Origin of the sequence: Streptomyces aurantiaciflavus (genome assembly GCF_049808595.1) — a bacterium.
Classification (GTDB): domain Bacteria; phylum Actinomycetota; class Actinomycetes; order Streptomycetales; family Streptomycetaceae; genus Streptomyces.
Window position 1 is genome coordinate 153,781 of sequence record NZ_JBNCAQ010000023.1, and the last position, 13,281, is coordinate 167,061.

At 70.5% G+C, this 13,281-nt stretch carries 14 protein-coding genes and 6 pseudogenes; 8 read left to right on the forward strand and 12 right to left on the reverse strand.

Going from position 1 to position 13,281, the window contains the following annotated elements; translation table 11 throughout:
- Positions 1-106 precede the first annotated feature (106 nt).
- The 3 genes and pseudogenes from ACPT94_RS26605 to ACPT94_RS26615 all read left to right on the forward strand — a co-directional run.
- Positions 107-1,429 (forward strand): sensor histidine kinase, encoded by a 1,323-nt coding sequence (locus ACPT94_RS26605; protein ID WP_425246996.1) that lies wholly within the window; start codon positions 107-109, stop codon positions 1,427-1,429.
- The gene (locus ACPT94_RS26610) at positions 1,426-2,082 is read left to right on the forward strand and encodes a response regulator (RefSeq protein WP_425246997.1); all 657 of its coding nucleotides are present in this window, start codon (positions 1,426-1,428) and stop codon (positions 2,080-2,082) included. The genes ACPT94_RS26605 and ACPT94_RS26610 overlap by 4 nt, the downstream gene beginning before the upstream one ends.
- Before the next feature lie 116 nt (positions 2,083-2,198).
- Positions 2,199-2,435: pseudogene (locus ACPT94_RS26615) on the forward strand (AI-2E family transporter); the annotation flags it as partial.
- Between the two features lie 194 nt (positions 2,436-2,629).
- Here the strand turns inward: ACPT94_RS26615 and ACPT94_RS26620 are convergent.
- From ACPT94_RS26620 to ACPT94_RS26650, 8 genes and pseudogenes are all read right to left on the reverse strand, one after another.
- Entirely contained in the window at positions 2,630-3,010 is a 381-nt protein-coding gene (locus tag ACPT94_RS26620; protein ID WP_425247005.1) for an alpha/beta hydrolase fold domain-containing protein, read from the reverse strand.
- Positions 2,985-3,116, reverse strand: a pseudogene (locus tag ACPT94_RS26625) (IS5-like element IS4811 family transposase); the annotation flags it as partial. The pseudogene ACPT94_RS26625 and the gene ACPT94_RS26620, both read right to left, overlap by 26 nt.
- Before the next feature lie 99 nt (positions 3,117-3,215).
- Positions 3,216-3,446 (reverse strand): hypothetical protein, encoded by a 231-nt coding sequence (locus tag ACPT94_RS26630; protein WP_360350666.1) that lies wholly within the window; start codon positions 3,444-3,446, stop codon positions 3,216-3,218.
- 184 nt (positions 3,447-3,630) lie between these two features.
- Positions 3,631-3,747, reverse strand: coding sequence for a DUF6192 family protein (locus ACPT94_RS42130; RefSeq protein WP_489686591.1), 117 nt, complete (start codon positions 3,745-3,747; stop codon positions 3,631-3,633).
- Positions 3,738-4,217, reverse strand: coding sequence for a DUF6192 family protein (locus ACPT94_RS26635; protein ID WP_489686592.1), 480 nt, complete (start codon positions 4,215-4,217; stop codon positions 3,738-3,740). The genes ACPT94_RS42130 and ACPT94_RS26635 overlap by 10 nt, the downstream gene beginning before the upstream one ends.
- Before the next feature lie 199 nt (positions 4,218-4,416).
- Positions 4,417-4,551, reverse strand: coding sequence for a hypothetical protein (locus ACPT94_RS26640; protein WP_360350669.1), 135 nt, complete (start codon positions 4,549-4,551; stop codon positions 4,417-4,419).
- 279 nt (positions 4,552-4,830) lie between these two features.
- Positions 4,831-5,100: pseudogene (locus tag ACPT94_RS26645) on the reverse strand (transposase); the annotation flags it as partial.
- 52 nt (positions 5,101-5,152) lie between these two features.
- Positions 5,153-6,043, reverse strand: a complete 891-nt coding sequence (locus ACPT94_RS26650; RefSeq protein ID WP_360350672.1) for a hypothetical protein — start codon at positions 6,041-6,043, stop codon at positions 5,153-5,155.
- Positions 6,044-6,728: 685 nt separating this feature from the next.
- Here ACPT94_RS26650 and ACPT94_RS26655 point away from each other — a divergent pair.
- Together ACPT94_RS26655 and ACPT94_RS26660 are read left to right on the forward strand one after the other, a co-directional pair.
- Positions 6,729-6,992 carry a hypothetical protein gene (locus tag ACPT94_RS26655; RefSeq protein ID WP_360350675.1) on the forward strand — a complete coding sequence of 88 codons (264 nt, stop codon included), beginning with the start codon at positions 6,729-6,731 and terminating at the stop codon, positions 6,990-6,992.
- A pseudogene (locus ACPT94_RS26660) lies at positions 6,989-7,691 on the forward strand (restriction endonuclease). Before ACPT94_RS26655 ends, ACPT94_RS26660 begins: the two are co-directional and overlap by 4 nt.
- A 66-nt stretch (positions 7,692-7,757) precedes the next feature.
- On the opposite strand, the pseudogene ACPT94_RS26665 reads toward ACPT94_RS26660, so the two are convergent.
- Positions 7,758-8,895 (reverse strand): annotated as a pseudogene (locus ACPT94_RS26665) (IS110 family RNA-guided transposase); the annotation flags it as partial.
- Between the two features lie 200 nt (positions 8,896-9,095).
- Here ACPT94_RS26665 and ACPT94_RS26670 point away from each other — a divergent pair.
- Complete coding sequence (locus ACPT94_RS26670; protein WP_360350678.1) at positions 9,096-9,284, forward strand: PadR family transcriptional regulator; 189 nt, start codon at positions 9,096-9,098, stop codon at positions 9,282-9,284.
- A 68-nt stretch (positions 9,285-9,352) separates the two neighbouring features.
- On the opposite strand, the gene ACPT94_RS26675 is transcribed toward ACPT94_RS26670, so the two are convergent.
- Complete coding sequence (locus tag ACPT94_RS26675; protein WP_360350681.1) at positions 9,353-10,015, reverse strand: response regulator; 663 nt, start codon at positions 10,013-10,015, stop codon at positions 9,353-9,355.
- On the reverse strand, positions 10,012-11,139 hold the full coding sequence (locus ACPT94_RS26680; RefSeq protein ID WP_360350684.1) for a sensor histidine kinase: 1,128 nt from the start codon (positions 11,137-11,139) through the stop codon (positions 10,012-10,014). Before ACPT94_RS26680 ends, ACPT94_RS26675 begins: the two co-directional genes overlap by 4 nt.
- A gap of 227 nt (positions 11,140-11,366) precedes the next feature.
- Here ACPT94_RS26680 and ACPT94_RS26685 point away from each other — a divergent pair, with 227 nt between their 5' ends.
- Both ACPT94_RS26685 and ACPT94_RS26690 read left to right on the forward strand, forming a co-directional pair.
- A complete protein-coding gene (locus ACPT94_RS26685) occupies positions 11,367-11,741 on the forward strand; it encodes a DUF6223 family protein (protein ID WP_360350687.1) in 375 nt (124 codons plus the stop codon).
- Positions 11,742-11,962: 221 nt separating this feature from the next.
- Positions 11,963-12,091 (forward strand): annotated as a pseudogene (locus ACPT94_RS26690) (IS110 family transposase); the annotation flags it as partial.
- Between the two features lie 240 nt (positions 12,092-12,331).
- Here the strand turns inward: ACPT94_RS26690 and ACPT94_RS26695 are convergent.
- Positions 12,332-13,210 carry a helix-turn-helix transcriptional regulator gene (locus ACPT94_RS26695; protein ID WP_425245201.1) on the reverse strand — a complete coding sequence of 293 codons (879 nt, stop codon included), beginning with the start codon at positions 13,208-13,210 and terminating at the stop codon, positions 12,332-12,334.
- Between the last annotated feature and the right edge of the window lie 71 nt (positions 13,211-13,281).

A 13,281-nucleotide genomic window follows, 5' to 3' on the forward strand; every position in this document is an offset into this window, starting at 1 on the left:
GGGGTCGGCCCTCGACGTGGTTGCGGGCCTTACTTGCGGCGTCCGTCGGCCCTTGTTCCCCCCAAGGGCCGACGGACGGTCCGCCGATACCTCGGAGACACACGCCGTGACCTCAGCATCGCAGGACCACATCGTCGACCCCGGCACCCTGGTGGGCAGCTCCGAGGACCGCGCTGTAGTCCGACTCCTGACCCTGCTGGCCTCGGTGGGGCGGGCGGACCAGACGCATCCCCGCGTCAGGAGGTGGGGGGGGGTGCCCATCCTGTGCGCCGCGCTCGGCCTCCAGCCCTTGCTGGAGTACCCCGCATCCGGACCCGCTCTCCCGGTCTCACTGCTCCTGCTGGCCGGAATCACCGTCCCACTCCTGTGGCGCCAAAGCCGTCCTGTTCTGGTGTTCGCCGTCGTCACGGGCTTCTCAGTGGCGGAGGCCGCGTGTGGGGTGCTGACGCACGCGCACTTCCTCGCCCAGCTGATCATGCTCTACAACCTGGCCCGCTTCGCCACCCCGCTGGCGCTGGCCGGGGCCGTGTCGGTCGCCGTACCCCAGACGCTGATCACCATCCTCGCCTTCTCTTCCGACGTGCAGCTGAAGCGCATCACCGCCGCCGCCTCGCTGGCCGTCATGCTGATGCTCTGCATGATCGCGATGGCGGGCCTGGGGCTGGGCGGCCGGGTGGCACGCCTGTACATCACCGCTCTGCGGGACCGGGCTGTGCGGCTGGAGGTGGAGCGGGACCAGCGGGCCCGGCTCGCAGAAGCGGCGGAGCGGGCTCGCATCTCCCGGGAGACGCACGACATCCTCGGCCACACCCTCGCCGTCATGGTCGGTCTCGCCGACGGTGCCGCCGGGCTGGCCGAGGCCTCGCCCAAACGAGGTGCCGAGACACTGAAGATCATCGCCGACAGCGGGCGTGGTGCCCTGGCGGATCTACGCCGACTCCTCGGCACGCTCCGCGACAACGACACTGCCTCCTGCGACTCCCCGCTGGCACCTCAGCCCGGCCTGGCCGACCTCGACGCCCTCGCGGACAGGGTCCGGGCTGCCGGCCCCACCGTGACCCTGCACACCGACGGGCGTCTGACCGGCCTCCCCGCGGGACTCCAACTCACCGTCTACCGCATCGTCCAGGAAGCTCTGACCAACACCCTCAAGCACTCGGCCCTTGCCACGACGATCGACGTGGTCGTGGTGGCGACCTCCCACGCGGTACGTGTCGCTGTCGAGGACAGCGGTCCCCCACGTACGCCGCGCAAGCGCCCCCGCAACGACGGGGGACAGGGGCTCCTCGGTATGCGCGAGCGCGCCTCGCTCTACCAGGGGACCGTGACCGCCGGCCCGAACTCCCGGGGCGGCTGGAGCGTCCGAGCGGAACTGCACCTCGTCCCACCCATCAACACGCCTACGCCTACGGAGAACCACCCGGCATGACCACTGTCCTCATCGTCGACGACCAGGCCCTGCAACGACTCGGCTTCAGCATGCTCATGGAACAGCACCCCGACCTGACCGTCCTCGGCGAGGCAACGCACGGCGCCGAAGCGGTACGCATGACGGCCGAACTCCACCCGGACGTCGTCCTGATGGACGTGCGCATGCCCGGCATGGACGGCATCGAGGCGACCCGACGCATCGTCACCTCCGGTGGCCGCTCCCGCGTGCTGGTCATGACCACCTTCGACCTCGACGAATACGCCTACGACGCCCTACGTGCCGGAGCCAGCGGCTTCCTCCTCAAAGACGCCCTGCCCGAAGAACTCGTCGCCGGTATTCGCGCGGTCGCCGCCGGGGACGCCGTGATCTCACCCGGCCTGACCCGCAAACTCATCGACGCCTTCACCACGCGCCTGCCCGGCCACACCCCCGAGCAGGCGCGACTGCTGGAAGCCCTCACCGAACGCGAGATCGAGGTTCTCACCGCGGTCGCCACCGGCTGCAGCAACGCCGAGGTCGCCGAACACCTGCACCTGGCCGTGACCACCGTCAAGTCCCACGTCAACCGCATCCTCGCCAAGATCGGCGCCCGGGGCCGGGTCCAGGCGGTCATCTTCGCCTACGACGTGGGGCTCGTACGGCCGGCATGAGCAACCGGCGCGGTGTGGTTCACGAAGCCAGAAAAGGGCCGTGGTCGCCGGATCCGGCCCTGTGCGAGCGGAGAAGAGCAGAGTGAGTATGCCCATGGGGGAGCCCCGAAGAGTCTGGCGATGTGCTGCGGCCGATGATCCAGAGCCGCACCCCGCAGATGCACCCCGCCGTCATCCTGGTGGCCCTGACGGCCGGGGCGTCGGTCGCCGGATTGCTCGGCATGCTCCTCGCCGTGCCCATGACCGCTGCGGAGTTCGGAGTGCTCTCGGAGCTGCGGGGCCGATACGGGGAGACACCGAGCTACTGCCAAGGCGCCCGAGACCGAGGCCGTCGACGACTCCCGTTCAGGTGAGGACGAGCCGCCGCCGTGCCCGGGACGTCGGTCTCGGCGACTGGTGGGCGTCGCGGCCAAGGGAATGCCGTCGCGCCTGCCGCGCAGGCTCAAGGGCACGGTGTCCGGAGCCTGACCCGCGCACATGAGTGGGGTACCAGCCAGAAGCAGTCGGCTGGTACCCCACTCGTCGATTCCGGTCGGGCGGTACGCGATCAGTCGGCGTGCACGGCCTGACGCATGTGCTGGGCCATCAGGCCGTAGACGCCTCTGGCCGTTTCGGCGTCGTTCTGGTCGTAGCCGTGGTCAGCACCCGGCACGTCGAGGTGGTCGTGGAGCGCCCTGACGCCGCGCAGCCGCTCGGCGTAGCGAGTGCCCTCGGCACGGAGGAGGTCGTGTTCCGGCGTGATGACGAAGGCGGGGGCGATGCCGGTCAGGTCGGCGGTGTCGGAGGGATGGGCGGGGGAGACCAGGGGATCGCCGCGCACCGTCGGGTCCGGCACGTAGGAGGTGTCGAAGATGTCCGCCATCCATGGGCGCAGCAGCGGCTTGGCGATGACCGAGCGTGCCGTCGACGATGTCGCGGCGGGGCCGATTCTCCGGCCGGCCCCGGCCCGTCTCGCAGGCCGCCGACGGCAACAGCGGCTGAAGCAGGGCCCATTCGGCGTCCGCCATGTCGGACGGGTAGCAGCGTCGGCGCATCACGCGTGGGCGGGGTCCTGACCGGACTGGTGCTGGCGGGAGCCGGCCAGGACCCCGGGTCCTTTCACCCTCGCTTCGGCGTCCCGGGACTGCACGTCTTCAGCCGGTCTGCGAGGCCGCCATCTCCAAGGTGCCCTTGACCGCTTCGATCTGCGTGTTCAGGCAGTTCGCCCACCGGCTCTCGGGGAACAGGGCCAGATGCGAGGCGAGCGTGCCGGTGATCATCCGTCTGAACGCGGTCAGATTCTCGCTGACCCAGACCCGCTCCCATTCCTCCAGCTCGACCTCGCTGGCGCAGAACTGATAGCCCCAGTCACGAGTCCAGAGCAACGGCGGCCAGTCCTTCTCCGCCGCCAGGTCACGCGGCGCGGTCAGGCCGCTGGGAGTCTGGCACTGGCTCAGCTCACACGCTCCCGTCAGCCCTTCGATCGGCAGCCCCGAAGGGGTGCCTCCAGCAGGGCGATCTGGATGAGCTCAGCGTGACGCTCCGCGGGTGGGGAGCGTTTGCGCACCCCTACTCACCCCGCAGCATGCGGGCGAGTTCCTCGTCCATGTCGACCCGGCCTGTCGAGACCGCGGTCTCCAGCCAGTCCAGCACCGCACGGGCCCGGCCGATGTTGTTCAGCACCACCTCCCGCTCGTCCCCGCTCCACTCCCGTCCGCGCAGTTTCGGAACGGCCTGGGAGGCCTCACGGAAAAGCGGTGGATGGAACCGAGCAGGTCGACGAAGTCCTCGGTCCGCTCGGTCTCCCGGATGGCCGGCGCGACCGGAGAGTCCCGGCGGAAGGCTTCGGCCTGCCGGCGGGAGCGTTCGGCCTGAGCCCGGTTCACCGCGAGACAGGCGCGGTCATCCGCCGCGACACGGGCGGAGACCTCCGGCCGACGCAGCACGTCCGAGGCCAGTTTCGCGGCGGCGTCGTCGTCGTTGACCACGCTGCGCACCACCCCGACGCGGTGCTCGGGCTTCTGCGCGTCGATCAGGGTGCGACGCACGTCGGTGTCCTCCAGCAGACGTGCCGCGACCGCGGGCCGCCTGAGCACGTCCCGCGTCGCCGTGACCGCGACGTCCTCGTCCACGGCCAGGTCGTGGATGCGGTCCACCTTCTCCTCGGCCGGCTGGGGGTGACGCCTTTCCGGGCGAGGCGCCTGGTCATGAGGGTGATGGCGGCCCAGGTGTTCGGACTTGGTGGACGAAGCGGGCGGAGGGATCGTCGGTAACACCTGACGGCACCGCTCGACGACCTCCGACACCTCGCCGCGTGACAGGACGTTCCAGGATCACAGGACTCGGGCTTTCCGATCAGTCGCTCCAGGGCCCGTCCCCGTGGGTCGCGGACTCGGGCAGGGGTTCGGTGATGCGGCTGCTGAGGCCGTCGAGGGAGATGCGCAGGAGACGGCGCCACTGACCCGGGTGGCTTTCCCCGGTCGTCAGCACGGCCTGACTCAGGGAGCCGCTGAGCAGGACCAGGTCGGCGGTGGTGACGTCGGGGCGCAGGAGGCGCGGCGTTCATGCAACGGGTGCGCAGCTCGTCGATGAAGGAGTAGCAGCGCTGGGCGCATGAGCTGGTGGGGCCAGCCAGCGCTGCCACTGAGGGTGCGGCTGGCGGTAGCGGGGCTGGGGCCAGCACCCGATGGGCCCGTTGCGGTCCGGGGCCACGGGCTTCACGTCGAACGGATGCGTGGTCACATCCGCGCGGACGGCCGGCACGTAGTCGATCAGCCGCAGCATCCGTTCGCAGATGCGCCGCTGCACCGGCACCGGATCCCACGTGGACCGGTTTACGAGCCGCTGCAGGTTCTGCTCGTTGCCGTCCGGCAGCCGCGAGGCCATCGCCTGGATGGACTTGCGGCGGCCATCCAGCATCAGTCCCCGCAGGTAGCAGTCGCCCCTGGCCCGCTGATCCTTGCGCGGCACCGATGCGAACACATCACCGACGAACAGCTCCAACTTCACCCGGGCACGGTTCACTTCATGGGCATCCACACACCCAACATGCTCCTGAACAGGCCCGGCAGGAAGACCTAACGGAGTCCTATTAGCTGCGACGTTGCAGGATGTAAAGGTCCCAGCTGTCGGGGTCGCCGATGTAGACGAACAGCTTTGGGTGTTCGGGGGTCCCGAATACCTCCCAGGTGTCCATGGAGCAGTCGCCGACGGACACATCCACTTTTTGGGACCACGGCCCGTCACCCGGGTCGTACTCCCAGGTCCCGGTGCCGGTGCACTTGTGCACCACGGGGTCGAGGGAGTCGTCGAGGTCGAACGTCTCGACGCGGGTCGCCGTGGCCTTCCCATCCGCGGTAAGCCTGAGCGTGCCGCCCTTTCCATCGGACCACGTTCCGGCGACCCGTTCCGTGCTCAGCCGCGGAGGCTCGTATCCGATCCCGGCGTGCAGGCCGATGCCGGCGAGCGTGCCGGCGGTGACGACAGCGAGCGTGCCGTACAGCGCCACCCGCCCGAACATCACGCCGCCCGAAAGCCACGGGCGGTCCGGCAGCAGCAGCCTGCGGGCGACCAGCGCCGGGGCGACCAGCGCCGCCGTCACCGCGAGCCACCAGCCGAGGCCAGCCAGGAGACCAGCCTCCAAGAACACCGCCGCAGCCAGGGTCAACGCAGCAGCTCCGGCGGCTGCTGCCGCCGGCACCCACCACCACGCCTCACGCCCTGAAAGGCGGCGGCCAAGCCATCCGGCCACGACCAGGAGCGGCATCACCACGCCGACGGACAACAGGGAGCCGAGGGCAGCTCCGGCCGCCGCAACAAAAGGCGCTATCAGGAATAGGAAGAAGGCCATCAATGGGTTGTAGGAAAGGCCCGGGCTCTCCTGGGTCTGCACCCACACGAAGAGTGCGATCGCCCCGATCCCAGCCTCGACGGACAGCACCGACACTGAAGCCGTCAGCACCGCGCCGAATCTGTCCCTCACGCGCGCCTGCGTTTGCCTCGGCGCCAGCATTTTTGAACGCATTCAAATCCCCTCCCGTCCCGCATCCTCCTCCATGCGGGATGGGTCTCTGTAACCGGGGGCCCGGCGGACGCGTGGTGACACCACCGCACCGTAAGTTCAAGACCCGTCCAGACCAGCAGCCGTGAGCATCCGACGGGACAGAACAGGGGGGCACCCGCCCAGCCCAGCCCGCTCCTCAGACAGCTCGCTGAACCGTTGCCCACGCCCGCCGTGCCGCCTCAGGGCGACAAATCCTGGAAATGGCCGATTCCGCCACCTCCTGCCCGTGCGGAGGTGTTGTCACGTCATCGGTGCTCCGGCGGATGCCCGGGAGTTACCGCCGACCTGATCGCCCTGGCGAAGCCGCCCCCGTACCGGCCGACGCCCGCCACACCACCGGCCGCCGCACCCCGCTTTGGCACGACCGCAGAGGAGCCCACGCGGTCGCGAACCAGCGCACAGCATGGCCTGAACTCGCCTCAACGACGGCGGAGTTGTGCGCAATCGGCTGATCGACTGTCAGTGCCGGGAGCCAGCATGACTGCGACGCGGGGAACTCAACCATCAACTGGAGGACCACATGCCCTTTGTCCGCCCGTACGTGCGCTCCGACGGGACGCCAGTACGCGGACACTCCCGATGGGCGCCGGGCGCGCGCCGGGAGATGACCATCATCGCCGTCTTCGGCCTGGCCGTGCTCGGCTTCGGCAACGCACATACCGCCAACGGAACCGACAACACTCAGCCCCAGCCGTCGGTCACCTACCCGGTCCGCTTCGACCACACCAACAGTGCGCCGAGGACGGCCGTGCCGCGCCCGAGCGTGTCCTACCCGATCCGGTTCGACACACCCGTCGCCGAGCGAGCCGTGCCCACGCCGAGCCTGTCGTACCCGATCGACCTCTCCGCCCTGGGCGGTGAGCGATGACCCGGCGTCCACCGGCCCGGCGACGTCCCGCCCGGCGCCCCAGCCGGCGCCGCCAGCAGCAGGAGGCACAGTTCGTCGGCCTGTTGCTTGCCGCGGCAGCGGTCATCTGGCTGGTGGCGGCGGTGGTCAACTGGCTTCTTGCGCACTGGTGGCTGGTGTTGGTCGCCGGGCGTCCTCGCCGCACTGGGAGGCATCGGGTGGTGGCAGCAGCGGGCCCAGCGGGTGCAGTGGGAGCGCACTCAGGCGCGTGCGCTGCGCTACGGACTGACGCAACTGGACATGCTGGCTCACCGGCAGTTCGAGTACGCGATCCGGGATCTGATGCGCCGCGACGGCTGCACCGACGCCATGCAGGTAGGCGGCCAGGGCGACCTGGGAGCGGACGTGAAGGCGACCGATCCGTTGGGACGACGCTGGGTGATCCAGTGCAAGCACCGCCGGCACGGCGAGCGGGGCGCAGCCGTGGGCACCCCCGAACTCCAGGTGCTGAACGGCACCGGCCGCCCGGTCCACAAAGCGGACGTGGTGGTCATGGTCACCAACGGCAGGATCACCAAGCCCGGCCGCGACTTCGCCCGCCAGCAGCGCCTGCACCTCGTGGACCGCGTGCTGCTCGCGGCCTGGGCGTCCGGGGCACGGCCGCTGTGGGAAATCCTCCCCGCGCTACCCCCGCCCCGCAGGCCGTCCACCGAGTCTTGAACTTGCATCACTGGGGGGAGTCCCTCTATGTCCCCGTCAAGCGAGGCGTGGGGTTCTGGGTTCCTAGAGGGTGCCGTCGCGGAGCATCGCGGACAGCACGCTGATCCGGTGGCGGGCCAGGCGGAGTAGGGCCTGGGTGTGGGTCTTTCCGCGGGCCCGACATCGGTCGTAGTAGGTGCGGGAGGCGGGATCGTTCGGGGCGGCGGCGAAGGCGGAGAGGAACATCGCGCGTTTGAGTTGCCCGTTGCCGCCTCTGGGCGCGTGTTCGCCGTGGACGGAAGTTCCCGACGGCTTGGTTGTCGGGGCGAGGCCGGCGTAGGAGGCCAGGTGGGCGGAAGTGGAGAAGCTGGTGCCGTCGCCGACGGTGACCAGCAAGGTGGCGGCGGTCCTGACCGCGACCCCCGGCATCGAGGTCAGGGCCTTCGAAAGAGGGTGAGCCTCCAGCAACCGTCCGATCTGTACTTCCAGAGCTTGCCGTTGTGCGTGGACGGCCGCGACCGAGCGGGCCAGGGACGGGATCACGACGTCGAGGGTGCCGGTTCCGGGGACCATGACGGTCTGCTCGTCGAGCGCGTCGAAGACATCATCGATCAGGCGCTGTGCCATACACAAACCTTGGGCCGGATGACCTCGACGAACTTGCGGCGTCCGGCTTTCCGCAGGGCGGCCGGGGATCCGTTGGCGCTCCAGCAGCCAGGTCACCGCGGGGTTCCAGGCGCGGGCCCAGGACGCGTTCCAGACTGGGGTGGAACTGGGCGAGCAGGCCGCGTATCCGGTTGGAGGTGCGGGAGGCCTCGGCCGCCAGGTCCTGGTCGAAGCCCACCAGCACGGTCAGCTCGGCGGTGATCTCGTCGGTCAGTTCCACAGAGCGCAGGGTATGCGGCATCGTCCGTGCGGCGTCCGCGATCACTGCGGCGTCCTTTGCGTCGGTCTTCGCCTCGCCCGGGTAGAGGTCGGCGATCCGTCGCACGGACAGACCGGGCCGGTAGGCGACCTTCCAGCCAGTGGCCCGGGCGACCGTCAGAGGCAGAGCTCCGATCGAGGTGGGCTGGTACACGATCACCAGCACGGTGCCGAACTTCGCGGTCAGCCTGTCGAACACGGCCCGCAACTTCGGCTCGCTGTTGGGCAGCTGCTTGTCGAACACCTTCTTGCCGGCCGGAGTGATGCCGTGCCCGTGGTGAGCCGTCTTGCCGACGTCCAGGCCGAGGAAGACCCCAGGTCATCCATTCGACAGGGGGGGCCAGCCATGCTGGAGGATGGGTTGGACGACATCGACGACGTGGGGCCGGGCCCGGAGGCCAGCGGGCCTCTCGCAGGACCGCGAAGAACATAACGGGGGAATGGTCATCGCCGGTTCCTGTTCGGGGTGACGATTCCCAGTTACCTCAACCGCAGAATTGGATGACCGCAGAACTGGCCTCCCATGGCTGTCAGGTCAGCTCTGGCAGCCTGAAACCGACGCTGCACCGGCTGGTGGCCGACGGACTGCTGGTCTCCGAGCAGCGGGTGGTCGACGGCCGTACCTGGCGCGTCTACCGGGCGACAGAGGCCGGGAAGCAGGCTCTCGCGCGGGACCGCAGGGCGCTGTAGGAGCTGTCCCGCGAGGTCCTGGGCGACGAGGTGCCGTAGCGCCCTGGCCGGTCAACGGCGGGCGGGGGTCAGGAGGTGCGCGGGGTTACCAGGCCGGATTCGTAGGCAAGGACCACGAGCTGGGCGCGGTCGCGGGCGTGGAGCTTGGCCATGGCCCGGTTGATGTGGGTCTTGGCGGTCAGCGGGCTGATGACCAGGCGGCCGGCGATCTCGTCGTTGGACAGGCCCTGTGCAGCCAGGGCGACCGCCTCGCGTTCGCGGCTGGTCAGCTCCTCCAGCCCGCTGCCGACGCGGGCGGGCGGCGGCTGGGTGACGTACCGGTCGATGAGCTTTCGGGTGATGGCGGGTGCGAGCAGGGCGTCGCCGCGGGCGGCGACGCGTACGGCGTGCAACAAGTCCTCCGGCAGGATGTCCTTGACAAGGAAGCCGGCGGCGCCGGCGCTCAGCGCGTCGAAGACGTACTCGTCCATGCCGTAGTTGGTCAGCATGACGACGTGTACGCCGGCCAGGGCCGGGTCCGCGGCGATGCGCCGGGTCGCTTCAACGCCGTCCATGACGGGCATCTGGATGTCGATGAGCGCGACGTCGGGCAGCTGCTCCTTGACGAGCACCAAGCCCTCTTCGCCATCGGCGGCCTCGGCCACCACCTCGATGTCGTCTTCCAGGTCGAGTAGCGCGCGAAAGCCGCTGCGGATGAGCGGCTGGTCATCGACCAGCAGGACACGGATCACGACGTTCCGTTCGTGGGGAGTTCGGCCTGGACGGTGAAGCCGCCTGCGCTGCGCGGCTCGGTGCGCAGTCGGCCGCCCAGGGCTGTGACGCGTTCGCGCATGCCGAGCAGCCCGAGGCCCGGCGTCGGTGCGGGGTGCAAGGGGGCCTTTCCATTGTCGTCGACACGGATGGCGAGGGCGTCCGGCCGGTAATCGATGAGCACTGAGGCAGTGGTTGCCGCGGCGTGCCGGGCGACGTTGGTGAGCGACTCCTGAACGATCCGGTAAGCGGTACGGCCCACCGCGGCCGACACGGCGTGCGGATGTCCTTCGATCGTCAGCGACGTCTCCAGGCCGGTCGTTCGGAACCGTTTCACCAGGTTGGGGATGTGGTCGAGTCCGTGCGGCGGGGTGGTGTCGTCGTCGCGCAGCACCTCAAGGGTCGCGCGCAGCTCCCGGCTCGCCTCCCGGCCGGCTTCCTGGATCGCCAGCAGGGCCTCCGGCACCTGCTCGCCCCGCCGCCGGGCCACGTGGACCGCGACCTCGGACTGCACCTTGATGACCGAGATCTGGTGGGTGAGCGAGTCGTGCAGCTCCCGCGCGATGCGCAGCCGCTCCTCGTCCGCCCGGCGTCGCGCGGTCTCCTCGCGGGTGCGCTCGGCTTCGTCCGCCCGCCGTTCGGCCTGCCGCACCGCCTCCCCGGCGGCGAAGGCGGCGATCAGCCAGGCGATCTCAAGGGTGTTCCGGGCCTGCGCCACGACCTCGCGCGCGGGCCCGTCATGGAAGACCAGGGCCGTGAGGTGGAGCACGGCCAGCAGGCCCACGGAGGCAGCCACAGTGACGGCGCGGTGCCCGGCGCGCACCGCGCCGTAGACCGCGACCAAGTACGAGACGGCGAGCACCTCGAACCCGGCCCCCAGGTAGCCCACCGCGCACAGCCCGGTGACAACCAGGACCACGAGCGGCGCCCGGCGGCGCGCGGCCAGCGCCAACCCGCCGGCCGCCAGCAGCGCGGAGCCGAGCAGCTCGCGGCCTCCGGCCGGGTGCGGCCCGGACAGCCCGGTGCCCAGCAGCAGCGCCGCCACGCCCACGGCGATGGCCCAGTCGGTGACCCAGGCCGGGACAGCGAACCGTCCTTTGTCCATGGGTGCACCGTAGCCGGATGCGGTGGTGGGCGACTCCGGCTCATGGACGAGTGGTCGGCTACCACGTGCGCGGTACCAGCGAGCCGTCTGCCGCATCCGCAGTATCCGGATCCCGCAGCGGCGGCAGCGGAAAGTGCCTGCACCTGCTGGACGACCGGCGGAGGGGCCGGCTCGCATGCTCATGGCGCATCGAACCTCGCGATCAGCGCGAGAGGGAGGAGAGCGACATGAGTGCTTCAGCGGCGCTGATGGCGGCCGCCGAGGGCGGGATCATCGGCGACGGGCGGACCGGGGCCAACCTGGCCCTCGGGGTAGGGCTGCTCGGCCTGGCCATCGGCCGGCTGGCCTTGGCCCGAGCCGGCGGCCGGATCAGCACCGGCAACGCGCGCATCGGCGGGATGTCGGCCATCGGGATGGGGGTGGTCGGCACGGTCCTTGCGGTCCTGCACGCGGCCACCTCCAGTGGCGGTCCCGGAACCGGCAACGGACTCGTCGGCGCCATCGTGGCCATCCCGTTGGGGCTGGGCGCCGTGCTCCTCGGCCGCCGGGCGCTGACCCGCTACCGCCGCACCGACCGGCCCGCCGATCGGATGCCCGTCTGACCGCCACCGGGTCATGGCGTGCGTGCGGCCACCGCACGCCGGACCCCGTAGACGGCGGCGCTGAGGCCGGGACCGAGGCGCTCCAGATCACCGAGGACGCCGGAGAGCGCAGGCCAGGGCGAGGCAGCCGGCCGGCCAGCCCGACGGGCCGTATAATCCGCGCCGGGCGGCCCTCGTCCACGGTGAGGGTCCAGGCGGAGGCGTTGGCGACGGCGTAGTGCCAGAAGCGCGGCGAGGGCTGCAAGCACGTCCAGGCCGTCATCGCGCTCGCCCGCCGACGCGCCAGTGTCCTGTGGACACTCTTGCGCGACAAAAGGGTGTTCACCCCTGTCCTACCAGTCGTCTTTTGACAAGCATGCCACCGGGGCGGCCGTCGCTCCGCCGCGCCGGCCGTCTGGCCTGGGTTCACGAGCAGCAGCCTGAGCCGCCAGTGCCGGCGCTGGGCTGTCCGTTGTGGAGGTCGTCGTCGTGGCCGGCGGTGATCTGTGCCCAATGCGTGGTCGGGCGTCCGTCCTCGCGGAACTGCTGGCCGAGCGTCTCGTACGGCTGCGGCCAGCCGGACGGGGAGTCCTCCCTGGCCGGTCCGATCGTTACGGCGTGGAGAAGCTGCCTCGCCCCGGAGGCGAGGGGCCGTCGGTGCGGACGCCGCCCGTGACCCGCAGGAACTCCAGCTTTTCCGCGTCGGCGGAACCCGCGGCCACCGTGTAGACGACGAGGCGGATGTCGCAGCCCGGGACGGTGAGCACGTCGCAGTCGCACGTCACCTCGCCGACCTGGGGGTGCAGGATGGTTTTGCGGGCCGAGACGTGCGGTCCGACCGCACCCTCGTCCCACAGTCGGGTGAACTCCGCGCTGGTGGACCTCAGTTCCTCGACGAGGTCGGTCAGGCCACGGTCGCGGGGGTAGTCGACGAGAGCTGTGCGCAGGTCGGCGACGAGGGCGGGGTTCAGGGCGTCGCCGTCCTGGAGCACGGGCCAGGCCGCGAGCCGGCTGGGCCCTGCGGCGAAGACCGCCCGCGCCAGATTCCGCTCGACGTGTGTCCGTGCGCTGGGGTCGCCCAGCAGCACTGCCCATGCCGGGGTCCAGGACAGCAAGGTCCAGTCGGCGCTGAACACGCCCACGGGGAACTCCCCGAGGCGGGCCAGCATCCGCTGGACCCCCGCCGGAACATGCGTGGAGATCGTCCCCTCCTGGGGCGGGAGCAGGCCGGCCAGCCGGTAGGCGTGATCGCGCTCCATGGGCTGCAGCTGCAGTGCCCTGGCCAGGCTCGCGACGACCTGCGCCGAAGGGCTCGTGGCCCGCCCCTGCTCCAGCCGCACCACATAGTCGACCGACAGCCCCGCGAGCTCGGCCAGTTCCTCGCGTCGCAGCCCCACCGCACGTCGTCCGGGCCGCGAAGGCCGCCCGACGTCGAGGGGAGAAAGCCGGTCGCGCCAGCGGCGCAATGCCGTGCCCAGGGTCTCGTCCACTCGGCCATTGTCTCCGCCGGACAGCCGTTGTGCCTGGTACTGGCAGTCCTACCGTCGCAGAGGGCACTGGT

Bases quoted from the DNA above. Each gene is read 5' to 3' on its own strand.
- ACPT94_RS26610 (WP_425246997.1), top strand. From the start codon at position 1,426: ATGACCACTGTCCTCATCGTCGACGACCAGGCCCTGCAACGACTCGGC.
- ACPT94_RS26655 (WP_360350675.1), top strand. From the start codon at position 6,729: ATGACCATCATCGCCGTCTTCGGCCTGGCCGTGCTCGGCTTCGGCAAC.
- ACPT94_RS26670 (WP_360350678.1), top strand. From the start codon at position 9,096: ATGACCGCAGAACTGGCCTCCCATGGCTGTCAGGTCAGCTCTGGCAGC.
- ACPT94_RS26680 (WP_360350684.1), bottom strand. From the start codon at position 11,139: ATGGACAAAGGACGGTTCGCTGTCCCGGCCTGGGTCACCGACTGGGCC.
- ACPT94_RS26685 (WP_360350687.1), top strand. From the start codon at position 11,367: ATGAGTGCTTCAGCGGCGCTGATGGCGGCCGCCGAGGGCGGGATCATC.